This is a genomic window from Rothia sp. HMSC061E04, assembly GCF_001813685.1.
Lineage (GTDB): Bacteria > Actinomycetota > Actinomycetes > Actinomycetales > Micrococcaceae > Rothia > Rothia mucilaginosa.
The window spans coordinates 253,520-277,481 of the sequence record NZ_KV813706.1 but is presented as its reverse complement, the minus strand read 5'-3'; the positions used below and the strand labels follow the sequence as shown (position 1 = coordinate 277,481).

The following is a 23,962-nucleotide window of genomic DNA, read 5'->3' as shown; positions in this document are numbered from 1 at the left end:
GCGGCAACACCGGTTCAAATCCGGTTGGGGTCACACTAGGAAAGAAGCTCTCCAGTCGAAAGATTGGGGAGCTTCTTTGTTTATCCGGTGAAAGGTTAAAAGCGAGAAGCCACATGTGTTTCGAAAAGCAACCATAATGGTGGCTTTTCGAAACACATGTGGCTTCTCAGCGGTATAGGGGACGCGGAATCTACTGTGCAGATGCCTCAGTAGTAGGAGCCTCAGCAGAAGCAGTAGTAGTCTCCGCAGAACCTGCAGCAGTCGCCTCCGCAGACGCAGTACCCTCAGCGGAAGCGCTCGGGCTCAGCGACGGAACCGGCGAAGCAGACGCAGTACCCGGAGCACGACGCACCATACGCCAAGTGCCGTCCTGGTAGTGAGCCACAATCTGACCAGCCACCGGCTTGCCCGGGTACTTGAACACCTCGGTCAGCGGCTGCACACGATCGTTGGTCTTGCTGTACACGCCAGCACCCTCAGCACCATCAATCACCATCTCGGTTGCCCAAGTGTAGTAGCCGGTGCGGGTGTCCTTGGTCGGGCGGTCAGCGGTCAGCGACAGAACCATCGGACGCTCCGAACCAATAACCCAGCCGCTCTCCGAAGCGTACATGCTCTGGAAGAACTCAGCCACGGTCGAGTAGTCGCCGGTGTGGTCAATGTTCGTGAAGCGGGTACCGTCACCGGTCAGCAGCAGGTAGTTCAGGGTAGCCTGCCAGTACGCAATGAACGCGTGCAGACCCTCAACACTGTTATCACGCAGCTTCGCGGGCTCCACGGGGATCGCAACGTTCACTGCCTTGTGCTCCTTGGTGCCGGGCTCAAAAGTGCCGGTGGAGGAGTAGTCGGCAAGAACGACCTCACCCTTCATGCTGGGGCCAGGCTCAACGGTGGTGGTTGCCTCCGCGGTGGGGGAGACGGATGCGGTTGCGCTCGCGGTCGAAGACTCGGTAGCGGATGCGCTCGCGGTCGCCGAAGACTCGGAGGACTTCGAGGAACATGCGGCAAGAAGCGCGGCGGTGCCCAGACCCAGTGCGGTCAGGGCAGTGCGGCGGGTATACATGGTAGACATGGGGCTCTTTCTGAGGTGAATAAAGTATGTGCCGGTATTGAACTAATTCCAGAATATCGCAGGGGAGCGGTCAGCCCAATGTTGTGTGCGCCTCCAATGCCGTAAAAGCGGCGGTAGATGACGAAAAACACGGGACCCAGAGATTCTCGCACGACTACGATATGACCGGGGGTCTAAACGGAGGCACCGGAGCTGCTGCCGCTTGAGCTGGCTGAGCTTGATGCCAGCTTGGCGGGTTCATTCCGAACCGTCCAGGCGCCATCCTGATACTCCAAGATAAAGAAGAACTCATAATCACCGGGGCCGCTGCTCAATGAGGCCATGGTGAGTTCCCTGCCATCTGTGTAGTGAATCTTTGCTTCCTTGTTATATCGGCCAACACCCAGCCAGCGGTACTGTTGTTCGTCAACCCTCTGCGGAGCGTCCTCGGTCAGTTCTGCTGAGAACGGCGCATCAGTACCGTACACCCAGCCAGTGTTCTTCTCATAAAATTCGACGAAAGGTTCGGCCTTGTAGATATCGTTTCGGTTTATATCCACAGCCTTAAAGGGCTCAATGTCGCCGGTAATCATAAGGTAATTGAAAGAAGCCAACCAGTAGTTTATGGCGGCGTACATGCCCTCCGTCGTTTTGGCTTTCATCTCTGCAGGAGGGGCAGGCTTGGGTGGATTCTCCGCCTTTTTCGAGCTGGTTGCGGGAATGTAGGTGCCGCGTGATTCGTAGCCGTTGAACTTCAGCTCGCCCTTGTAGGAGTGCTGTGTATCGGGCGTGCTCTGGTTGCTGAGCGGGCGAATATCACTGGCGCAGGCAGTCAAGGAGGCGAGCGCGGCGGTGGCGGCGATGCCAAGGGCGGCGCGTCGGGTCACGAAGGTAGACATAAGGTACCCTTCAATAGATTATCGGTGTATCTATTTCAGAGTACCTTAGTGTATTTGGATATGTTTATGATTTCTTGGGGATCAAACCTGGGAAAATGCTACAAAAACTGCGTTAGCTAACGAAAAGTGCTGTTTGTTAGGCGTACGTGGTGTCGGTGTCTATGCCACTGCATCCTAAACGTTGAGGCCAGAATTGCTTCCGCCCGAGGAGTCGGGGGTAGCTGTCGAAGAGCTTTTCGTCTCAATGGTGACCATCCACGTATTGTTCCGATAATTCAACACAAAAGTGACCTCATCATTAGCAGAGCTGCCGCTCGTATCTGCAATGTGAATATCCCTGTCCTCCGGTACGTAATGGAGAACGGCGGCCTTATGGTTACGGCCAATACCCTTCCAACGGTACTGCTCATCGTCAACCTTCTGTGGAGTCTCTTCGATCAGCTCAGCCAAGAGCGGCGTATCGGTGCCGTACATCCATCCCTCATCCTTCGCGTACAAGTCTACGTATATCTTCATCTTCTGTACGTAGATACCGTCTAGGTCCACGTCCTTGAACGGGGCAGCGTCGCCGGTAACCGTCAGATAGTTCAGGGCTGCGAGCCAGTAGCCCAGCGCCGCATACATGCCCGAGATCGTCTTTGACTTTATGTTCTCGGGAGGAACGGGCATGGGCGGGTTCTCCGCCTTCTTCGTGGTGCTTGCGGGGCGGTAGGTTCCGGTGGACTTGTAGCTATTGAATTTCAAGTCACCCTTGTAGGGGCGCATCGGGTCAACTACGCTCGGGTCTTCCAGCGGGCGAATATCATTTGCGCAGGCAGTCAGGGAAGCGAGCGCGGCAGCGGTAGCAACGCCCAGGGCGGTGCGTCGGGTAACGAAGGTAGGCATGAGAACCCCTAAACGGTTTGTCAGTGTACTTTTAAGCGTACCCGAAGGAACTGACGCATGTTCAAAGTCCGCTCATGAACGTATAAGGGAACATCGCCACCGCACGTAGGTAAAGAGGAAGCCCCCGCATGCAATCTCAACTGCATACGGGAGCTTCCCTCACTTTCAGAACCAGCCGCTTAGAGGCGGGTTTTAGGCGCTAGCGCTGCTCTTCTTGGAAGAGGATGAATCAGCATCCTCATCACTGAGCATGTACCACGCGCCGTCCTTGTAGTCCGCCGCGAAGTTGGTTGCCTCGCTCTTAGTGGATCCATCGACTAGGGGAGCGGGGTCCTGACCCTCAATGTGGATCTTCGCGTTGGGGTCATAGATGATGCGTCCGAGCCAATCGTAGCGGTTGGGTCCGCCCGCGACCTTCTTCGGGGCGTCGGTCAGAAGCTGAACGGTAACCGGCGCATCCGTGTCGTATACCCAGCCCCTGCCGGAAGAGTAGATGATAACAGCATTGCTGCCCTCGTTCGCATAGTGGGAGTACGGGTCAGCCTTCTTGAGCGGCTCGTAATCGCCCGTCATAAACATGTAATTGAAGCTCGCCAGCCAGTAGCTGAGGAACTGGTACATGCCTTCAACGGTTGCCTCGTTCATCTTCTCCGGAACAACAGGCTTCGGCACGTTCTGTGCCTTCTTTTCAGCCGTGGCAGGAACGTACTCGCCGTTCTTCTCGTACTTGTCGAGCTTCACCGTGCCCTTATACGACTTCTTGCCGGAATCAGCGGCAGACGCTGAAGCGGATGCGCTCGCAGATTCAGAAGCACTTGCCGAAGGTGAAGCCTCACCGGAAGGAGAAGAAGAGCTATCAGCCAGCGGGCGGATATCGCTAGCGCAAGCAGTCAGTGCCGCAAGAACACCGGTCGCACCAACCCCCAGGAGAGTACGTCGAGTGAAGAAGGTAGTCATCGGAAGCCCTTCGTTGGAGCCAATACAGAGCAAATCATGCCACACACCGCGGCAGACATACGCACCCCGTACAGGCCTATCAGTACGTCAATGTATATATTTTTAAGGTTACCCGAGAGCCACCAAATAGCCCCGCGACCACCTCGAATGTTCAGAAAATTAAGACCCCACACCCAGCGTTTTACCAGACGTGGGGTCTTAGGGTACGAGAAGTCACGAGGAGAGTTGAACCCTATGCAAGGCGGCAACTACGCGGCGCTAGACAGCTCCCACTTGCCGTCCTTGTACTCCAGGCGGAACCTCGCCACCTTCTTCTTTGACTCTTCAGCGCTTGTCGCCTTCTCAGGCTGATTCCTATAATGCCGCATCATCTTGGGGTCCATATGGGCGAGGCCCTCCCAAATGAAGGCAGTGTTATTGCTGCCGGGCACCTCTCGAGGAGCATTAGTCAGCAGCTCAACAATATACGGAGTTTCCGTACCATACACCCAACCAGCACCCGAGACATACAGCTTGATTGTGCTCTGATGCTTCTCCCAGCCGTAGCCCTTGTAGTAAACCATCTCAATGGGCTCCGGGTCACCCGTGAGCATCAAATAGTTCAAGCTCGCCAGCCAGAAGCTCAAGAAAGCATACGCACCATCAACACTGTGATCCTTCATATTCGCAGGCGGAACAGGCTTCGGCATATTCTCAGCCGGATTCGTAGCGCTCGCCGGAACGTACTCACCCTTCTTCTCATAGCTATCGAACTTCATCGCACCCTTATAGGACTTACCGACGACGGAAGACCTGAAGCAGCAGAAGCACTCGCAGACGCTGCATCAGACGCAGAAGGAGACGCCGAAGTGCTCGCAGACGCCGAGGCGGAAGCAGATTCGGAGGCGGTCGCCGCCTCCGACGGAGAAGCCGATCCGGTGCTGCCAGCCAGCGAACGGATATCGCTAGCGCACGCAGTCAGCGCAGAAAGCGCACCAGCACCAGCAACACCCAGAGCGGTACGTCGAGTGAAGAAGGTAGTCATCGGAAGTCCTTCGTCGGATCCTTCACCTCCAAAGCCGTCAGCACGAAGCTCACAACCTGCAGGTAAAGACCGCATGTAGTACGTCAATGTATATACGTTAAGCGTACCTGAGGCACCCTCCGCCGACCCCGGCCATCCATTGGGTTTTCGCCTGAGTATTCCCTGTATTTCCATAGAATTCCGGCAGAATTTCAGCAAAATTTCGGCACAGTTCCGACATAAAGAAACCCCGGCCACGGTGCATTACCGTGGGCGGGGGAGAATCCTATCTCAATCCGTTAGGCCTTACCCAATAAGGTAGGGGCCTAGACAGAAGAAGAGCTAGAAGAAGAATCGGAAGCAGCCGAAGAAGAGCCTTCCTTGCCGGTAAGCATAAACCACTTACCGTCCTTGTACTCCACAATAGCCTTCATCAGCTTGACGTTCGGGCTCTCCGCCGTTTTAAAAGGCTGGTCAGACTTACCCTCAAGGTGAATCTTCGCATCAGGGCTGTAGTTCATGTAAGCCGGCCAGTAGTACAGGGTGCTGCTACCGGAAGGCTTCTGCGGTGCACTACTAATCAGCTCAATAGTAATCGGGGTATCCGAACCGTACAGCCAGCCCAGATCATTCTCGTACATCACCGCGTAATCCTGCAGCATGTCAACGTACACATCCGCAGGGTCGGCCTTCTTCATCGGCTCAGTATCACCGGTCAGCACTGCATAGTTGAAGCTTGCCAGCCAGTAGCCAATGAATGCATACATGCCATCAACGTTATCTTCGTTCATGTTCCACGGGGCGAGGGGCTTAGGTACGTTCTGAGCCTTATGAGTAGCGGTTGCCGGAACGTACTCGCCGTTCTTCTCGAAGTTATCGAACTTCACGAGGCCCTTATAATGCTTGCCGGAAGAAGCAGAAGGCGAAGCGCTAGCCGAGGCACTGGGTGAGGCACTAGCTGAAGCGCTCGCGGATGCATTAGCAGAACCGGAAGTAGAGTTAGACGCCGAGCCATCAGCCAGTGGGCGAATATCGCTAGCACACGCAGTCAACGCAGCCAGCACACCGGCACCGGTAGCACCCAGTGCCACGCGGCGGGACATACCAACAGAACTGGGGGAAGGGCTCGTCATAATCAGCCTTTCATAGGAAGTCAACAAAGGAAATGGAGCGAGTTGACAACCCCATCATACCCTAAAGTGTGCAAATAGGTATCAAACATTTCTACTTGTATACTTTTGCGAAGAAAAACTTCAAAAGCTGCAATTAGTGCACTAGGACGCTGAGGGGTTCGCAGACTCCGTGCTCTTATCAGCATCCCTATCTTTCTGAGTGCTCATAAACCAAGCACCCTCCTTATACTCCACAACGATCCTCATCGTCTGGCCCTGAGAATCTTCTGCCCTAGCCAGCGACTTATCGCGGTTATCACCCTCCGTCAGATGCCTCTTCGCATTCTGATCAACCAGAGAACGAGCACGCCAGAAATAACGAATACGGTCGCCCTCAACCTGTGTGGGAGTATCCGTCAACAGATACACGGACATCGGCTCACTCGTGTCATAAATCCAGCCGCGCCCCGTCTCATAGAGCTTAACCATCGGCTCAAGCTCCTTATAGTATTCGCTACTCGGGTCTGTCTTCTTTAACGGCTCAATATCACCCGTCAACGCCAAATAATTAAAGCTAGAAATCCAATAGCCAATCAGCGCATAAATACCGTCAATGCTCAGCTCCTGCACCTTCTCCGGCATAATCGGTTTGGGTACGTTCTGCGCCTTCTTCTCGGCAGTGGCAGGAACGTACTCGCCGTTCTTCTCAAAGTTATCGAACGTGACCTTACCCTTATACGACGTATTCGCAGACGGCAACGCCGGAGAAGCAGACGGGCTCGCACTCGCCGATTCAGATTCAGCAATATCAACTGGCGTATGCACCGTACGCGCACACGCAGACAACACGGCGGCAAGACCAACACCGCCCACACTTAACACGGCGCGGCGGCTCAAAGCGACGGGCTTAGAAGAAGAGATAGTAATCAGCAGTCTTTCGGTGAGGTCAACGGATAAGGGGGGGGTGAGTTGACACCCCCCCCATCATACCGGGCGTACCTTATAGCAACCCTAAAGCACAGGCGAATAACAAATAGCCGGGCGCGTATGAAGACACCCCGTAGCTGCCACATAACAAAAGACAGCTACAGGGTGAACAACGTAATACGCCTCGACTGAACCGGAAGCACCGGCTAACGGAGCAGATGCGCAAAATTACGGCGCGCCTGAGCCACCTTCGGGCTCACCACAAACGCACAATAACCCTGCACCGGATTCAACGCGTAATAATTCTGATGATACTCCTCAGCCTCATAGAACACGCCCAGGGGCTTAACTTCCGTGACAATGGGGGAGGAGTACAGCTGCTGAGCACGCGCCACCGCACGCTCAAATGCCTCACGCTGCTGCTCATCCGCGTAGAAAAGCACCGAACGGTACTGCGAACCGGTATCCGCCCCCTGACGATCCCAGCTGGTCGGATCGTGGCTCGTAAAGAAAATATCCAGCACCGTATCCAGGTCAATGACCTGCGGGTCAAAGCTGAGCTTCAGCGCCTCCTGATGCCCGGTCGCACCCGAACACACCGAACGATAATCGGGGTCGGGAGTATCGCCGCCCGTGTAGCCGCAGACGCTCGCCTCAACCCCGTGGAACTGGCGGTACACCGCATCCAGGCACCAGAAACAGCCGCCAGCAAGTACAACATCAGTCATGATTCCTCCTCGAATAGTGAGCCTCGAACTAACACTTAGAAAACCACACTACCTAAAAAACAGCGCCGCGCCGCACAATATTCCTAGTAGCCGCAGGCTTCGGCATAAACCACCACATCCCCACTGCGCCACCTGCCACAATAGAGGTATGACTGAAAAACTAGAAACCCCCACCCTCGCAGAAGTCGTTGACGCCTTCCACACGCTCTTCCCGCCGCAGCTCGCCGCCGGATGGGATGCCTCCGGCCTCGTTGCCGGACGTGGAGCCGCTAAAGTGAGCACCGTCCTCTTCGCAGTAGACGCCCTCACCGCCACCGCCGAAGAAGCCGTAGCCGAAGGCGCGCAGCTACTCATCACCCACCACCCGCTGCTGCTGCGCGGCGCAAAGTTCATCCCCGACAGCGACTACAAGGGCAACGTTCTGCACACCCTCATCGAGGGCGGATGCGGCCTGCTCGGCGCGCACACCAACGCAGATGCCGCCGTTGAAGGTGTGAACGAAGCACTCTGTGACGCTATCGGCCTGATCAATCGCGAACCGCTCACCGAACCACAAACCCAGGTGCTCGACGAACAGGAACACGCGGTAGGCACCGGCCGCCTCGGCACCCTGCCCGAAGAAATCACCCTCAAGGAACTGGCAGAACGCCTCGCAGCGGCACTTCCCGCGACCGCTGGCGGCCTGCGCATCGCCGGACGCACCGATCAGCCGATTCGCCGCGTCGCCCTCTGTGGCGGTGCCGGTGACTCTCTCTTCGACGCTGTGCGCGCCACCGACGCGCAGGTGTACATTACCGCCGACCTGCGCCACCACCCCGCCAGCGAATTCCGCGAAACCGCACGAGTCGACGGCAGCAACATCGCCCTAATTGATTGCTCCCACGCCGCCAGCGAATCCCTCTGGCTGCAGTCGGCGGCAAACCGCTTGCGTTCCATGCTCGCCGAGCGTGGATTCACCATCGAAACGAAGCTGTCCGCACTGAACACCGACCCGTGGGACTTTACCGTCTCCACCGGCGTGGCAACCGGTCAGGACGCGCACTCGGCAAGCACCGAACCCGCCGCCACATGGACCAGCCTGACTGAAAAGTAAGCGCTGAAAATAGCCGCTGAATAGCTGCCAAGAAGCAGGCATCAAAAATTTAGGCATAGTAAAGCCCGGCCTGTACGAACCCGGCAGGAACCTTTCACCAAGGATCTTCAAGGGAACGTACAGACCGGGCATTACTTCTGCGGGGCATTGCTCCGCAGGGCTTGGGGGTGCCAAGCGCGGGCGGTCTAAACGGCCTTACTCAGTTCGAGACTGGAAAGCAGTCAGAACAGTCTCCAGATGGCCGCGAGTCAGCAGCTGCTTAGGAAGGAAATAGCGACCACCGTACACAGTAGGCAAATTCTGGCTCGCCCACAGAATCTCACGGTAGAACGCCGAACCGGGAGTAACATCGCTGTAGGGGGAATCTCCCCTAACCGCGGGCGAACCAGCCGCACGGTAGGTAAACGCTGCGACGGTAGCGTTCGAGATACCAGCGTCCGCGTGGAATTTGCCGTCCGACCAGCCGTAGCTGATGCCCTTCTCACGAACCCAAATGTACGCAGGGTAGTTCGGGTCGTCAGTCTTCACATCCGGCCAGGGAGAAGTCTCAGGCAGCTTCACCTCCGGTGCGCCAGCCTGAAGGTACAGAGCCACCGCCAGCTCGCCGCGGGTAGCACGCTCCTTGCGCTGCTCATCGGTCAAGCTAGACTTCTTATCCTCAACAGCGTCAGAGCCCTTAAAATTCAGGTCCTGAGAAGCCAACAGCTTACCGCGACCCTCAGGTGCCTTACCCACAACGGGGGCAAGGAACTCGCCAATCTCGCTGTAGCCGTCATTAGCCCAGACCTCCACCACGTACTTCTTCGAAGCATCCAAGGTATTAGCCGGAACCTTCACGGTGCCGTCCACTACGCCGTCCACATACTCAAAGGCACGGTCGTGGTGGTTGTACTCAATGACGTCACTGGTCGCCAGAACCGGGGTGTTCGAGCCCTTCTCACGAATCACATACTGAACACCCTTGACGGAGTGAATCTCACCGTAGAAACCGGTACCCGAGAAGTAAATGTCCTGATCCGCGGTGGTGTCAGCCAGAGCCTTGTACGCCACCTTGGGAGCAAACTTCTCAGGGCGGTACGCCTGAGTCTGCACCGCAATACGCTGCACTACGTTCTTACCAGCCCACAGATCATCAAGGGTCAGCCGGGGCTGACCCTGCTGCTCAGCAACCAGGTCAACCTCGTAACGCACCTCGTAACGCGGAATGCCGGGGAAGTAGTTGCGAGGCTCATAGTAGCGCTGAAGTACGTCCGGCTCGACCGTCAGCTGAGCATCCAGGGTGCCATCCTCAGCGATGGTGAAGTCCTTACCCTCCTCAAAACGGAGCGGCGTATCATCAGCGGGCAGAAGGCTGCCATCGGGAACACCCCGAGAAGCGGCAATATAAACCGCCACGTTGCCGTGCTTCTCACGCCACTCCTTGGTGAAACCCGAACCCTTCACGTGAACGGTACCGCCCTCGAAGGTGTACAGCAGCTGAGCCTTGCCGTCGTACAGAACCTCGAACGTCGGGGTAGACTCCTGGGTAGCCTTCGCACTCGGAATATCCGCAGCCGTCGTGCCGTCAGAACCATTAAAGTTCAGCGCCTGAGAAGCGAGCAGGGTGCCACGGCCCTCGGGTATCTTGCCAATAATGGGGGCTACCAGGTCTTCGCTACCCTCCTCGTAGCCATTGTTACCCCACACCTCGACAATATACTGCTTTGCCTTATTCAGGGTGTTCGCCGGAATCTTGACGGTACCTGTCATGTAACCGCCCTGGTAAGCGAAAGCCAGCTCCTCGTGGTCATACTCAATGACGTCGCTGATAGCCAGAACCGGAGTGTTCGTACCCTTCTCGCGCACAACAATCTGAACACCCTTCGGGGAGTTAATATCACCCTTAAAACCCCAACCAGAGAAATCCAGAACCTGATCGTTATCGGTATCCTTCAGAGCGTTGTAGCTCCAGTGGGGAGCGAACTCATTAGAAGTAGCAACAGGAGGATTCTCACGGACACGATCACCCGGCAGAGCACCGGTCGCTGCAGCTGCAGGAGCATCTGCGGCAACAGTCTGGGCAAGCGCCGGAGACATCGGCAGGACCATCGCGCCAGCCAGCACCAGTGCACCGCATCCCTGCGCCGCCCGGAAGAAAGAAGACTTAGAGTTCGGAAGAGCGGACATAAACATTCCTTATCGGTTGAACCCATTGCGCTGATGCAGGTTGTAAATAGGATCTCCGTCGAATCTGCGCCAACCCAATGAGAAGTGGTTGAGTGTCCCCATCGGTTCAGGAAACACTCTCACCCTAACAAACCTTCAAGTAGAAATTGGCACGTTACTCAAGAAAAACTTGAACCTTCCGAAATATTTCACTGCGTGCATGATGCCGCGCACAGGAAACCCAAAACCCAGGCGGCCCCAACCCCCAGGCAACCCCGCGCACAGTCCTCAAAATACGAGCGGCCCCGCACTCCCAAACGGGAGTACGGGGCCGCTCGATACGCTATAACTAGGCGGTGTAAAAACTACGAAGTGCGGAAGTATAGGTACATCATCATCGCAACACGACCACGAGACGTCTGAGCCGTCGGCTCAAAAGCATTACCCTCAGACACCGTCGACACACCACGACGAGACGCCCACACAATCTGACGGTAGAACGGAGTCACAGACGACACATCGCTAAACGGCGAAGAACCCGACATCTGAATCTTCTGCGCATCATCAGCACGGTACAGCAGAGCCACAGCGGAAGCATTCGACAGGCGCGCCTCCGCATGGAACTTACCATCAACCCAACCGGAAGTAATACGCTCCTGACGTGCCCACAGGTACGCATCATAGTTCGGGTCAGACTCATCAACATCCGCATACGGCGAATGCTCCGGACGGGTCACCGCCGGCGAACCCGCCAGCTTATAGAACATTGTGATCAGCTCGCCACGAGTCACCGGATCCTCTGCACCAAAATGGTCCTCAGAAACAGGAAGCATAGTCTCAGTACGAACAGCCCAACGGATACCCGCATAGTACGCAGAATCCTCGGGAGCATCAGCAAAAATAGTGTTCGCATCTGGTGCAGTCACGGACGGACGCAGAATCTTCGGGCCCTGAGTTGAAGAATTCAACACCAGGGGAGAAGCAGAAGCCGCCGAAGCAGTCGCCGGCGCAGCAGTATCCGCCGAAGAAAGACGCGCCTCCGACGAATCATAGAAAGAGAAAAGAGGAGAGAACGGCAGATACAAAACACCCGCCAGCGCCACAGCGCTAACAGCCAGCTCAATACGGCGGCGCTTACGCTTCTTAGAGGCATCCTGAGAAGAAGTATCGGGGGTGCCCTCCGGCGCAAGCAGAGGTGCAGAAGAATTATGGGCAGTATCAGTCGACTGCTTAGAATCCTGAGACATAAATCCTCAATGTGGTTGATGTATCGGTGTGTGATCGGCTCCCTCGCACAACAAACGCCCAACCGGAAACGGGCGCGCACCAAGGGGGCGCAACAGTCCTAAGCATAAACCACAGCTTGAAAAATATTAATTTACGCTTCACGGAACATTCTTGAAAAAGGGGAATGGGGCACCCCGAAAATCCCCCAATAGCGGGTACCGCATGAGGTGCGCCCCACATGCGGTACAGCCCACATCGGCATGTTAACCGGCAAAAATACCCCGAAAAACCGCGGAACAGTAGCGGATAACAGCTCCGATAACGCCCCCTTGAGGCGCCCTACAGGAGGCACAGAAAAGCCGGGCCAGCGGGATAAAACCAATGTTTCATCACCGCCAGCCCGGCATAATCCCTAAAACCTAGAGATAACCCTAGCGAACCCTATAGAACTCTAGCGGACCTTGTAGTTCATCAAGAAACCAGCCAGCTCACCACGGCTCACCAGCGCAGTCGGGTGGTACTCAGAACCAGGGAACACCTGCAGCTTCTGCTGCTTAGCCCACGCAATCTCACGGTAGAACGCAGAACCGACCTTCACATCGGTGTACGGCGCCTCAGTCACAGCAACCGGCTTCTTACCGTCAAAACGGTACAGGAACGCCGCAACAGTAGCATTAGATATAGATGCATTTGCGTGGAAATTACCATCAGACCAGCCGAAAGTAATGCCCTTCTGACGAGCCCAAATGTACGCAGCGTAGTTCGGGTCGTCAGTCTTCACATCCGGGTAAGGGCTAGTAGCCGGCAGATCAACCTTCGGGGAACCAGCCAGATGGTACAGCGCAACAGTCAGCTCACCGCGGGTCGCATCATCATTAACGCCGAACCAATCCTTCTCACGAGAATCAATCAGCTTCTGATCGGCAGCCCACAGAACAGCCTTGTGGTTCGCGTGAGCAGCCGGAACGTCAGCGAAACGCTCACGAACCTTCTGGTTCGCAGCCTCACCAGTCAGAGTCAGGTAATCAGCCGCGATGCGCTCGCGGTCACCGTCAGCGTAGTTCACGGTTACGAAAATAGCATAGTGGCTATCAGCATCCAGCTTGGTGCCGTCAACGTTAACGGTCGTCTCAAACGCGCCGGTCGCCACACGATCAGCGTTCAGAGTGATGCTATCCAGAGCCTCACCGGTCGGGTTGCCGTCAGCCTCAGCCTCAGAGAACAGCACGTTCACGGTAGCGCCAGCCGGAACCTTGAAGTCCTTACCCTTCACACGGATAGTGGTCGAAGAGCTCAGATCCACCGTGTCAGTACTCAGAGACACCGAAGGATAAACAGGGTTAGCGTTCTCGCCATTCACCGGAACAAATGCCTGAGTGCTCAGCGCCTGGCTGTTTGCCTCATCGTTATCTTCCGGAACGTTGAACTCGAAAGTCTGCACAACATAGGAGCTACCGGACTTCAAGGTACCCGCCGGGATATCCAGAACAGTCGAGAAACGACCGTTAGTGTAACCCATGTACTGACCAAAGAAAGCAGAGTAGGAGGTGAACTTAGCCTCCGACTGCACCAGTGCGGGGCCGGTTGCCTTACCGGTCGCCGGATCAACCGCACGAACCGCAACAATCAGCGACTCGCTACCGTTGTACGAAATGTTCTGGAAACCAGCACCATTCACGGTGACTTTAGTGTTCTCAGAAGCATTCACCGACGAAGCGTCGTACGACAGGGTCGGGGAAGAAACGGTGGGAACATCCGCGACCTTCAGCTCAGTACGAACCTCATCCGCGGGAATCCAGCCGTCTTCAGCGTCATCGCGGTAACCGAGCACAACATCGAAGGACGAGCCATTGGCCTCCAGATAGTTAGCGCCGATAGAAGCGGTCAGGTTCACGGAACCGTCAGCCGCAAATGTGGAGGCGGGAACATCCTGAACGTAGAAGAGGTAATCACGCGGGCGGTGCGGCGGGAAAGCAACGCTTTCACCCTTCGGAACAACGTACAGGCGGAACGACTTGCCCTTAACGAAGTCCTTGGAGAAACCGGAGCCGCTAACGGTCACGTTGCCGCCCTTGAGAATGTCAAAAGTGCCGGAGGTAACCTGCAGACGCTGAGCACCCTGAGCCTCGCCCTGCTCAACAGCCTGGGCTGCTACCGGAGTAGCAGTAGGAGCCGCAAACGCGGGGGAGAGAGGCAAGAGCATGGCGCCCGCCAAAGTGAGGGCGCAGCCGCTCTTGGCCATGTTTTTGGGTAGCGCAAAGCACATGTGGTTGGGAAGTGAGGACATTGTTATCCAATCAGTTTTTATCGGTGTCGCGCATCGAGTGTGGTGCACATAAACACCGTAGCAAATAGTTAAGACGTGCTGGAACCTGAAAGGTCATCAGCACGAAAAATGTCTGTGTGTTTTATCGCATGTCTTAAGGTGAAGTATAGCTTTAAAAAGTATGTGCATGACATGGAAAATATACCTAAATAGTGTGCTGATAAGCACAAATGCTGGTCACTGTACAAAAAAGAAAGTACAAAAACCTACCGCATCCGAAAAATTCGCACCTATGCAACCTCTGCAGGTTGAAAATATTCACAATGCGGTGGGCAAGACAACATAAAAGTCACCCACAATAAAAATGGCACATAAACAGAGCCATAAAGTCGCCTACTTGACGAAAGCCAACCAGAATGGCTAACACCACGGGGAGACACTATGTGAGACGGCTGCCGCCTTGCGCCATACGGTACAGCATGACAGCCAAGTCGTAGGTGGTCGTTTGCGGCCAGGTAAAGTCCTCGCGTAGCCAATCCTCGGCGTAGCCCCAGATATGTTGCTGCACAGCCCACCGAGATTCACGCCAAAAAGCGCTACCCTCGCTTAAATCCGTAGCCCAATACTTAGTGCTCAGCTCAGAATCCTTCGACCCCGGCAAGCTGCCATTACGAGGCTGAGGCGCGGCAGTCGGCAAACTGGGGGACACCTTACCGCGCGAACGCTGATACCTGTACAAGAACGCAACGATAGAGCGAGTAGAAAGCTGTGCATCCGGGTGGAAACTACCGTCAATCCAACCGGACGTAATGCTCTGCTGACGAGCCCACACAATCGCTGCATAGTCCGGGTCGCTAGGCAGAACATCCGGATACGGGCTGGTTGCCGGAAGCTCAACCTTCGGCGAACCCGCCAACATATAGAGAGCCACCGTCAGATCACGGCGCATCAACTTCTCAGAAGAATAGGACTCTGACTTGGGAAGCTGCTGAGCCTTGTACCACCTCTTCGCAGCCTCACGCTCCTCAAACGCGTTCACCACCAAACCAAGGTCAGTAGAAACAACCTGCTGCACAGAATCCGCGGAACCACCCTGACCGGGAAGAACCTTCTCCACCATCAGCTTGTAACCGCCCTGATAATTCAGCGCCTCACCGGGAATAGTGAGGGTCGCCTCCGTGTAACCGCTCTGGATACGGTCAGCCGCAATATCCTGCACCAACGCCTTCTGACCCGTCAGATTGCCAGAAACATCCGTAGCCTGCATAGAGAAACGGTAATGGCCCTCAGCGAGGTTCGGCAGATTCACGGCACGCACCTGCAACGTGTTCTTCTCCCAATAGGGGCTCACCTGCGGTGAATCAGAACGATATTGGTCCATCTGCTGCGGCTCAACGCGCAGAACCGGGGCAGCATCCTTCACCTCGGTGTTCGAGTTAGGCGAGCGCACCGGAATAAACGGGGCAACATCCGTCAAAAGGCTACCGGGGACCTTCTCCTCATCCGGATTCGGGAAGAAGCCGCTGTAGACGCCGATCATGTACGACTTGCCCGGTCGCAGAGTACCCGCAGGAATTGTCACATCCGCAGAGAAATAGTTGTTCAGAAAACTCCAGCAATAGTATTCACCGCAATCCGTATAACGAACTGCATGAGTGAAAACAGGCTTGCCCACCATCAGCCCCGTAGCGGGGTCAACCTCATACAGCATCAGATACGCCGGGGCACTCCCCGGCTCAAGAAGCTGCTTAGAGAGAATATGGTAGCCCTCAATCGTCAGCTGCGTATCAACCCAGGGGTTATCAACCGCCGGCATGCTGTACACGTAAGTAGTATGATCCGGCTCAGGGTCCTGAGTCAGGCTGAGCGGAGTGCGGGCAGTAAGGCGGGGGTCCTCATACTCCTCGGCGTTCGGCTCGCGCTCACCCGCTGGGTAGTAGGTCAGCACCACGTCAAGGGCAGGCGAAGGGGTAGCCCGGATGGTCTGCTTCTTGACCTCAAAGGTGAAGGTGAGGCTCCCGTCCGGGTTGTCGCGGACAATACCGTCATCTCGAAGATGATCAACCTTGCCGCGGTACAGAGGATATTGGGTTGCCTCGCCGGTGCGGGACCACTCGTAACCGGTACCACGGTTCACGAGGCCGAACTGGAAGAGCTTGTACTTCTTACGGAACTCGGGGGTCAACGGGGAAGTCGTCAAGGACACCGTGCCGCCCTGAGAAATATTGAGAGTGCCGGTGGTGACCTTCAAATCAATCTTGTCAGCATCGCTGACGCCAGTGGCTGCGGCATCGGGGGTGGCAGCTACGGGGGTTGCCTGCAACGATGCGGCAGGGGAGTTAGGGCCTACCTGAACAGGGGCCGCTTGAGCAGTCTGTGCGGGTTTCACCGGTGCCGCATCAGCATGCACAACAGGGGTGACCGCCAGCGCCGGGGTCATGCCCAGCAATAGGGAGAGGCTGATTGCCTTCTTGCCCTGAGTCTTTAGAGCGCGGGCATTTTGGGTAGGGGCTTTTAGGGCGGGCACCTTAGCACCCTGAGTTGTGGTTGGTCGGAAGAAGGAAGACACGGTTATCCCATCTAATGTTCTGCACTGTGCTTTTTACACGGTGGTTTTCTGCACAGTGGTTTTCTGCGAGGTGATTGAAGTGAGTGAGGGAAAACGTTGAGTGGAAGAGGGGTGCACAGTGCGTCTTAGCGAAAGTGCTGGCGGGCTGAAAAGCCGGGCGAATCAGCCCGAAAATTTCAGCCCGCCATCACCGATTGTAAAGCAACACAGCATCAGGCTGCGTGGCCGCGGAAGGCGACTCTCAAATAACTACTTCAGGGCAACTACTTGAGGTGGCTGCCGCCGTGCGTCATGCGGTAGAGCATCAGTGAGAACTGCCAAGAGGAAACAGTATCCGAGCTGAAATTCTCACCGTGGCCTCGATAATATTCTGCGTATCCCCAGATAATCTGCTGGGTAGCCCACAGCGATTCCCTCCAGAACGCAGTATCCATACGCTCATACTCGGGCCAGTGCACCCGCGAACGTGAATCCCGTGTGGGAGACTCCTCCGGTACATTACTGCTATCTGACGTATTGCTCTTCGGTATAGGCGAAGACGGCAAACTGCTCGACTCCGGCGAAGACGCAGGGGTTAGCGCTCGTTGGTACCTGTACAGGAACGCCACCGTCGAGGCAATCGAAAGGTTCGCCTCCGGGTGGAACTTACCATCGACCCAACCGAACGTAATACCCTTCTGACGAGCCCACACAATCGCGGCATAGTCCGGATCGTCCGGGGTTACATCCGCGTAAGGACTGGTTGCAGGCAGCTCAACATGAGGTGCGCCCGCAAGACGGTACAGCGCCACCGTGACATCGCGGCGACTCAGCACAGCCTTATGCTTATCCAGAAGAACCTGCTGCTTAACCCACTCAACAGCCGCTTCCCGCTCCGCAGTGTAGCTTACAAAAAGCTCAAGGCCCTCAGAAGTGACCTGCTCGACCGTATCTGCGGCACCATCCTTGCCGGGGATTACCTTCTCCAGAACAACCCTGTAAGACCCCTCATAATTCAGAGAGCTACCGGGAATATTCAGCTTCTCATCCGTAGAACCACTCAGAAGGTGTTCAGCAGGGATCACCTGCTCCAACGCCTTCTCGCCGGTTGGCTCGCCAGAATCATCCGTTGCCTGAACCGAGAAACGGTAATGACCATCGGTAAGCTTCGGAAGATTCGAGACTCGTGCGGTGAGGGTATTCATCTCCTGGTACGGGCTGATGCGCTTATTCAGAATGTACAAGTCCGGACGCGCTACAGGCTGGTCAGGGTTAGGCTGCGTAGACCGCACGGGAAGGAACTCAGCGACACTGGTCAGTAGGCTACCGCTATACTCCTCTTCGCCAGGACGAGGCAGATTAGAACCGTAGATGCCAATCATGTAGAGCCTGCCCGGCTTCAATGTACCCGCCGGAATTGTCATCTCCGTGCTGAAGTAACGATTATGGAATCCGCTGCAAAGTTGTCCGCACTCTGTCAGCGGAATGATGTCGGAGAAAACAGGGCGTCCCATAATCTTTCCCGTGGCCGGGTCAGCCTCGTAGAGGGTGAGGTATGCAACCGATTCATGACCGCCTACCGCATGAGGACTGAGGATATGATAACCCTCAACCGTCAGAGTTGTATCCTGCCACGGCTTGTCAATTGCAGAGAGACTGTAGCGGTACGTTGGCTGAACCGGCTCAGGGTCACGCACTACCGGCAGAGAAGCTCGTGCTGTAAGACGGCGGTCTGTCGAGTCCCAACGCAAATCTGGCTCAGCTTCATCAGACGGGTAGAACGTCAACACGACATCGAAGAGCGTGCCCTCGGGGACGTCAAAGATTTGCTTTCGAACATCAAAGGTAAACGTAACGCTTCCATCAGGGTTTTCATGAACCTTCCCCTGATCTCGAAGGGTAGCGACTCTCTTACCGTACTGGGCCTCAGGTAGCTTACTGCCGTAGCTTGACCACTCGTAGTTCTTCCCTCGCTCCACAATGCCGAACTCGAAGAACGTGTACTTCTTGCGGAACTCAGCACTCAGCGGTGCAGTCGTCACAGAGACAGTACCGCCCTCAGAAATATTGAGGGCACCTGAGGTGACACTTAAACGCACTTCATCAGATGCGGGAGGATTTATCGGGGTCGGAGGAGCAGCCAGCTGCACGGGCGCAGTGACCGTAAAAATGTGACTTCCCTTCATATAAAGAGAATCTGAGAAAGTTACCCTCAGCTCTGCCTCAGAACCAAGGTACACATTCTGCAACTCCTTGATGACTGCAGAGTCAATTTCAAGTTCTACGGTGCGGGTACCGTCAGGGTTACGGACAACAATAATGTCATGATCAAAGTAAGGAATGTCAGTAATTTCGACGATAGTCTTTCGAGCGGTTTTACTATAAATGTCGACGGACTTGACGTAATACCCCAAATCAACTTCCGGGGAAATGCTAGAAATAATAACTTTATATTTCCCTGCATGGTGCGGGTCAACGGTCTGAGGAGACAGTGAAACCTTCGGAAGAGTATTGCGGTACGTATTGCTCTGGTAAGGCATTTTCGCGGGGTTCTTACCCACAGGAATGAAGGGGAAATCGCGCGATATAGCGTTAATGCCGAAGGGAGAAGAATCAACCCCGGAGGGATAAGATCCAACCACGCTCAGATAATACCCCTTACCAGGCTTTAAAAAACCGGCAGGAATCGTAATCTTACGCTGAAAATGACCGTTAGGAATCAGACCATGAAAAACCCGCTTCAAGTACGGAGAATCTGCAGGAACTAAATCCTCGAAATCTAAATAACGATGATAACTTTCAGGATTATTCGGGTCGATTTCCACAAGAGTAAAACTTAGCTTATTCATCCCGTCAAAACCCGAACCCGTCATATTGATTTCAATCGGTTTTCCGGAATTAATCTGCTCCTCAGAACTAGAATCCACATCATAGGTAATAGAAGGCAAAACAGACTGCGGGAAATTACTCGTCACAGGGAGCACCGTACGAATACGGTCCTCAGTATTCCACTGATAGGGGTGTGCGTCATCTAGCGGGCGGTAGGTCAAAATAACTTCGTACTCCATGCCCACAGGGATGCCGTTGGAGGATACTTCCAAATCAGCGCTGAAAGTCCCGTCTGCGGCAGGCGTCGGAACGTCAAAACGCGGTCCCTGATATGTTGGCTCTTGGTGAGGACCCACGTAGGTAGAGGAACCCTTGGGTGCAATAATGATGCTACGTAGCTCATTGTGTGCCAAGAACTCGGGAGTGAAGCCGGTGCCTTCAACATGCACCGTGCCGCCAGCATAAATTCTTAGTGCTCCGCTAGTGACCCGCAGAGTCGGTAGCGAATTGGTCTGCTCGCCTTGAGCCGCAGGAATCTGCTGTTTGTCTGCTTGCTCCTGAACCAAAGTTGCAGCGGGGGAGGCGGGGGTCGCCTGTTCCGGTTGCGCCTGCTGCTCAGGTGCCGCCTGGGTTGGTGTTGCGAGCGCCGCAGGAGTAATACCTGCAAGCGGGCTCAAACCCAGCAACAGGGAAAGGCTGAGCGCGCGGGCGCTCGCCGGGTGGCGCGGGGTATCAGAATGGTGCGGGGCACCTCGTGGGGCGAAGAATGAAGACATCATAATCCCATCTACAAAATTTATACGGTGATTGAAGTGAGTGCGTAGATGAAGTGAGTGAAGAAGTTGAGCGGATAGAACCTGAAAAGCCAGACTAGGGGAGAAGACACCCCGTAAAGCCTGGTGCCGGGCACAAGAAGTCGCAGAGGCAAGGAAGAAAAACCGCGGGCGGCACCGGCGGGCTGAAAAGTCGAACTACGTCAAGCATCCCAGCCCACCGGTTACCCCTCACCACGACCGGACGCTACTTGAGGTGGCTGCCGCCGTGCTCCATACGGTACAGCATCAACTTCAAATCACCAGAGGAAACGAAAGACCTATCAAAGTCCTCATAGGTGTATTCCCCATCAACACGGTAACCCCACACGCGGTGATTAACAGCCCACTGAGCCTCACGCCAGAAAGCGCTACCCTGACGAACCTTATGCTGCCAGCCGCCGGAGGAACTCTGGGGCGAATCCTGGCTACCCGGCAGCGACGAGTTATCGGGCAACGAAGAAGAGGTCGGTGCCTTCGGCGTGATCTGACCCATCGCCTTCTGGTACCTGTACAGGAACGCCACCGTCGACGGGGTCGAAAGCTTCGCCTCCGGGTGGAACTTGCCATCCGCCCAACCGAACGTAATGCCCCTCTGACGAGCCCAAATGTACGCGGCGTAGTCCGGGTCGCTCGTCGCCACATCCGCGTACGGGCTAAAAGCAGGCAACTCAACCTTCGGGGAACCCGCCAGGCGGTACAGCGACACCGTCACATCGTGGCGCGTCATACCGCTATGCCAGGACATCGGCGAAGGATTAGGCAGAATCTGACGATCAGCAAACCACTGCTCAGCCGCCTGCAACTCATCCTCACGCGTCAGCTTCAGAGGAATATCCTCGACAGCAAGCTGCTCTACCGACTCACCGGCACCATCCTTACCGGGGGTGACCTTCTCCAAAACCAGACGATAAGCACCCGAATAGCTCAACTGCTGAGCAATCGTCAGATTCAGCTCCGCCCTGCCGTCCTTGATGAGGTCAGCTGGGATCGCCTGCTGGAACACCGTCTGACCGGTCAAACGCCCCTGCTCATCAACATGTTGCACTGAGAGGCGATACGATCCTTCACCCTGCGCAGAGAGCCCTGTAGCGCGTGCCGTAAACAAGTTCGTCTTCACGTAGGGGTTCAAACTCACTGAGCCAAGGTGCAACGTAGGCCGTGCAGACTCCTGCTCGGGGGAACGCACCGGAAGGAATTCCACAACATCATTCAGCATAGAACCCGGAGAATCTTCCAAGCCGGGGTAAGGCAACCCGCCACCGTACACGCCCATGAAGTACAGCTTGCCCGGCTTCAACGTACCCGCCGGAATCGTCATCTCCGTGTTGAGGTAGTTGTTACGGAATGTGCTGTAGTAATCCTGCTGGTTAGTGAACTCCAGCGTGTGCGTGAACACGGGCTGACCCACCATCTTGCCTGTTGCCGGGTCAACCTCATACAGGGCGAGAACCGGCTGTTCACCATCCCCCGCGAAGTTCTTAGCCTGCGAGAGGACATGCCAACCCTCAACCCTCAGCGTCGTATCCTTCCACGGGTTATCAATCGCAGACCGGCTGAAACGGTAGGTCGCGCGGGTAGGCTGCGCATCCTGAACCACATCAATATGGGCGCGGAGGTAAAGACGGTTCGATCGAATCAACGGATCCGGCGTATCTTCGTTCGACGGGTAGTACGTCATCACCACGTCAAAGAGCTCACCGTCGGCAGGCTCAACGTACTGCGGCGGAACGTCGAACGTGTAGGTGAGGCTACCGTCCGGATTCTCACGCACCTGATGCGGAAAATACCTGAGTTCCCCGCCGTATTCGTCAAGAGGCCCAGAACGATAGTGTCCCCCGCCGTGCACGTACGCCGACCCGCGCTCCACCAGAGCCAGCTCGTAGAAAGTGTACTTCTGACGGAACTCAGCGCTCAACGGGGAAGTCGTCACCGACACCGTGCCGCCCTGAGAAATATTGAGGGTTCCCGAATCGACCTTCAACTGAACGTTTTCGGGGTTTGCCGGGCGAACAACATCAGCAGGAGGCGGCACCATCGGAAGCTCCGCGCTCACCGTGAACGTGTGGGCACCACCTGAGTACTTAGAATCCGAGAACGTCACCTGAACCTCTGCCGTAGAGCCCACGTGAGAGGGAGAATAATACCCGTCATCAGCCTGCGCCTTGTATTCGATTTCCACCGTACGGGTGCCGTCGGGGTTACGGGTTATGATCTCGTCGCGCTTGTAGTACTTGCCCGCAATATCGTTGACCGCAAAGGGCTCGACTTCCTTAGAAGTCGCATTGTAAATCTTGACGGACTGAATGTAGTACCCCAGATCCAACTCGGGTGAAATATTAGAAATAGTCACCTTATAGACGCGGTCCTGACCGGGATCAAAATCCTGCGCAGCAACAGATACCTTCGGCAGGGTGTTCCTGAACGCATTATCCTGGTACGCCATGCGTGCAGGGTTATTGCCCACAGGGACAAAGGGGAACTTACGCGATACCTTGCCCCACCTGTGGGTTTCCACACCGTAAACGCCCAGGGAGTAACCCTTGCCAGACTTCAGGACTCCGGCAGGGATCGTGATCTTCTTCTGGAAATAGCCGTTAGGAATCAGGCCCTTGAAAATGCGCTGATTCTCTTCCGTATCCGGTGCCTGGAACTTGCCCAGCGAAGCCACGTTATCGTTCGTAACCTTTCCCTGCTCATCATGCTCGGATAGGGTGAAACTCACGGAGCTGACATCCTGAAAACCGGTACCCGTCAGCGTCACCTCAACCGGCCGACCCGAAGCAATCTGCTCCTCAGAAATAGCCGAAACATCGTAGGTGATGGAGGGGAGCACCGCCTCCGGGAGGTTATGCTCCACCGGTAGCGCCGTACGGACGCGATCCTCAGTGTTCCACGCATAGGGGTGCGCCTCATCCACGGGGCGGTAGGTCAGAATGACCTCGTACTCCAGGTTTGCCGGCAGGCTATTCGCCGGAACCGTCAGGTCAGCGCTGAAACTGCCGTCAGCAGCCGGTTTCGGGGCGTCAAAGACAAGGCCGCGGTGATCGACCTTCTGGTAGGGGTTAGTGTAGGTCGAAGAGCCCTTCGGGGCAATCGTGAGGCTACGTAGCTCATGATGCGCCAAGAACTCGGGGCTCAGCCCGGTACCTTCCACGTGCACGGTACCGCCGCGAAGAATGTCGAGGGAACCGCTGGATATGCGCAGGGTCGGCAGGGAAGCATCCTGCTTATCACCCCGCGCAGGTTCGTTCTGGGCAGGTTCGTTCTGCACGGGCGCTGCTTGAAGTGCTGCCTGCTGCGTATCTGCCTGCTGGGCGGGGGAAGCGGGCGCCGGCTGGGCCGCCACCGGCGTCAAAGCCAGTAGCGGAGACAAACCCAAAACCAGGGAAGCACCCGCAACTTTTCGGCGCGTGCCACGAGCAGGCTTAAAGAAGGAGGACATCATTATCCAATCTGAATTTTCTGCATGAAAGAGGG

At 55.7% G+C, this 23,962-nt stretch carries 16 protein-coding genes; 1 reads left to right on the top strand and 15 read right to left on the bottom strand.

Annotated features, from left to right (window positions below; genetic code table 11):
• Positions 1-190 precede the first annotated feature (190 nt).
• From HMPREF2927_RS07985 to msrA, 9 genes are all read right to left on the bottom strand, one after another.
• Entirely contained in the window at positions 191-1,072 is an 882-nt protein-coding gene (locus HMPREF2927_RS07985) for a DUF6318 family protein (RefSeq protein ID WP_070687008.1), read from the bottom strand.
• Between the two features lie 173 nt (positions 1,073-1,245).
• Entirely contained in the window at positions 1,246-1,950 is a 705-nt protein-coding gene (locus HMPREF2927_RS07980; RefSeq protein ID WP_070687006.1) for a DUF6318 family protein, read from the bottom strand.
• A 174-nt stretch (positions 1,951-2,124) separates the two neighbouring features.
• Entirely contained in the window at positions 2,125-2,835 is a 711-nt protein-coding gene (locus HMPREF2927_RS07975) for a DUF6318 family protein (RefSeq protein WP_070687004.1), read from the bottom strand.
• Positions 2,836-3,027: 192 nt separating this feature from the next.
• The gene (locus HMPREF2927_RS07970) at positions 3,028-3,792 is read right to left on the bottom strand and encodes a DUF6318 family protein (protein WP_070686999.1); all 765 of its coding nucleotides are present in this window, start codon (positions 3,790-3,792) and stop codon (positions 3,028-3,030) included.
• A gap of 248 nt (positions 3,793-4,040) precedes the next feature.
• Positions 4,041-4,550, bottom strand: coding sequence for a DUF6318 family protein (locus tag HMPREF2927_RS07965; protein WP_246827397.1), 510 nt, complete (start codon positions 4,548-4,550; stop codon positions 4,041-4,043).
• A complete protein-coding gene (locus tag HMPREF2927_RS09330) occupies positions 4,547-4,816 on the bottom strand; it encodes a hypothetical protein (RefSeq protein ID WP_246827396.1) in 270 nt (89 codons plus the stop codon). The genes HMPREF2927_RS07965 and HMPREF2927_RS09330 overlap by 4 nt, the downstream gene beginning before the upstream one ends.
• 305 nt (positions 4,817-5,121) lie before the next feature.
• A complete protein-coding gene (locus HMPREF2927_RS07960; protein ID WP_070686997.1) occupies positions 5,122-5,928 on the bottom strand; it encodes a DUF6318 family protein in 807 nt (268 codons plus the stop codon).
• Between the two features lie 141 nt (positions 5,929-6,069).
• On the bottom strand, positions 6,070-6,804 hold the full coding sequence (locus tag HMPREF2927_RS07955) for a DUF6318 family protein (RefSeq protein WP_246827395.1): 735 nt from the start codon (positions 6,802-6,804) through the stop codon (positions 6,070-6,072).
• A 236-nt stretch (positions 6,805-7,040) separates the two neighbouring features.
• Entirely contained in the window at positions 7,041-7,562 is a 522-nt protein-coding gene (msrA, locus tag HMPREF2927_RS07950) for a peptide-methionine (S)-S-oxide reductase MsrA (RefSeq protein WP_070686993.1), read from the bottom strand.
• 148 nt (positions 7,563-7,710) lie between these two features.
• On the opposite strand from msrA, the gene HMPREF2927_RS07945 reads away from it, so the two are divergent.
• The gene (locus tag HMPREF2927_RS07945) at positions 7,711-8,655 is read left to right on the top strand and encodes a Nif3-like dinuclear metal center hexameric protein (protein ID WP_070686991.1); all 945 of its coding nucleotides are present in this window, start codon (positions 7,711-7,713) and stop codon (positions 8,653-8,655) included.
• Between the two features lie 195 nt (positions 8,656-8,850).
• Here the strand turns inward: HMPREF2927_RS07945 and HMPREF2927_RS07940 are convergent, their stop codons facing one another.
• The 6 genes from HMPREF2927_RS07940 to HMPREF2927_RS07915 form a co-directional block, all read right to left on the bottom strand.
• Entirely contained in the window at positions 8,851-10,821 is a 1,971-nt protein-coding gene (locus tag HMPREF2927_RS07940) for a gluconolactonase (RefSeq protein ID WP_070686989.1), read from the bottom strand.
• A 344-nt stretch (positions 10,822-11,165) separates the two neighbouring features.
• Positions 11,166-12,047, bottom strand: a complete 882-nt coding sequence (locus HMPREF2927_RS07935; protein WP_070686987.1) for an S-layer homology domain-containing protein — start codon at positions 12,045-12,047, stop codon at positions 11,166-11,168.
• Between the two features lie 431 nt (positions 12,048-12,478).
• Positions 12,479-14,314 carry an S-layer homology domain-containing protein gene (locus HMPREF2927_RS07930; protein WP_070686985.1) on the bottom strand — a complete coding sequence of 612 codons (1,836 nt, stop codon included), beginning with the start codon at positions 14,312-14,314 and terminating at the stop codon, positions 12,479-12,481.
• 418 nt (positions 14,315-14,732) lie between these two features.
• Positions 14,733-16,820, bottom strand: coding sequence for an S-layer homology domain-containing protein (locus HMPREF2927_RS07925; protein ID WP_246827392.1), 2,088 nt, complete (start codon positions 16,818-16,820; stop codon positions 14,733-14,735).
• Between the two features lie 305 nt (positions 16,821-17,125).
• Positions 17,126-20,449, bottom strand: a complete 3,324-nt coding sequence (locus HMPREF2927_RS07920) for an S-layer homology domain-containing protein (RefSeq protein ID WP_070686982.1) — start codon at positions 20,447-20,449, stop codon at positions 17,126-17,128.
• A gap of 241 nt (positions 20,450-20,690) precedes the next feature.
• Complete coding sequence (locus HMPREF2927_RS07915) at positions 20,691-23,927, bottom strand: S-layer homology domain-containing protein (protein WP_246827391.1); 3,237 nt, start codon at positions 23,925-23,927, stop codon at positions 20,691-20,693.
• Between the last annotated feature and the right edge of the window lie 35 nt (positions 23,928-23,962).

Excerpts from the sequence above, each read along its gene's own strand:
- HMPREF2927_RS07985 (WP_070687008.1), bottom strand. The coding sequence starts at position 1,072 with ATGTCTACCATGTATACCCGCCGCACTGCCCTGACCGCACTGGGTCTG.
- HMPREF2927_RS07980 (WP_070687006.1), bottom strand. The coding sequence starts at position 1,950 with ATGTCTACCTTCGTGACCCGACGCGCCGCCCTTGGCATCGCCGCCACC.
- HMPREF2927_RS07975 (WP_070687004.1), bottom strand. The coding sequence starts at position 2,835 with ATGCCTACCTTCGTTACCCGACGCACCGCCCTGGGCGTTGCTACCGCT.
- HMPREF2927_RS07970 (WP_070686999.1), bottom strand. The coding sequence starts at position 3,792 with ATGACTACCTTCTTCACTCGACGTACTCTCCTGGGGGTTGGTGCGACC.
- HMPREF2927_RS07965 (WP_246827397.1), bottom strand. The coding sequence starts at position 4,550 with ATGAAGTTCGATAGCTATGAGAAGAAGGGTGAGTACGTTCCGGCGAGC.
- HMPREF2927_RS09330 (WP_246827396.1), bottom strand. The coding sequence starts at position 4,816 with ATGACTACCTTCTTCACTCGACGTACCGCTCTGGGTGTTGCTGGTGCT.
- HMPREF2927_RS07960 (WP_070686997.1), bottom strand. The coding sequence starts at position 5,928 with ATGACGAGCCCTTCCCCCAGTTCTGTTGGTATGTCCCGCCGCGTGGCA.
- msrA (WP_070686993.1), bottom strand. The coding sequence starts at position 7,562 with ATGACTGATGTTGTACTTGCTGGCGGCTGTTTCTGGTGCCTGGATGCG.
- HMPREF2927_RS07945 (WP_070686991.1), top strand. The coding sequence starts at position 7,711 with ATGACTGAAAAACTAGAAACCCCCACCCTCGCAGAAGTCGTTGACGCC.
- HMPREF2927_RS07940 (WP_070686989.1), bottom strand. The coding sequence starts at position 10,821 with ATGTCCGCTCTTCCGAACTCTAAGTCTTCTTTCTTCCGGGCGGCGCAG.
- HMPREF2927_RS07935 (WP_070686987.1), bottom strand. The coding sequence starts at position 12,047 with ATGTCTCAGGATTCTAAGCAGTCGACTGATACTGCCCATAATTCTTCT.
- HMPREF2927_RS07930 (WP_070686985.1), bottom strand. The coding sequence starts at position 14,314 with ATGTCCTCACTTCCCAACCACATGTGCTTTGCGCTACCCAAAAACATG.
- HMPREF2927_RS07920 (WP_070686982.1), bottom strand. The coding sequence starts at position 20,449 with ATGATGTCTTCATTCTTCGCCCCACGAGGTGCCCCGCACCATTCTGAT.
- HMPREF2927_RS07915 (WP_246827391.1), bottom strand. The coding sequence starts at position 23,927 with ATGTCCTCCTTCTTTAAGCCTGCTCGTGGCACGCGCCGAAAAGTTGCG.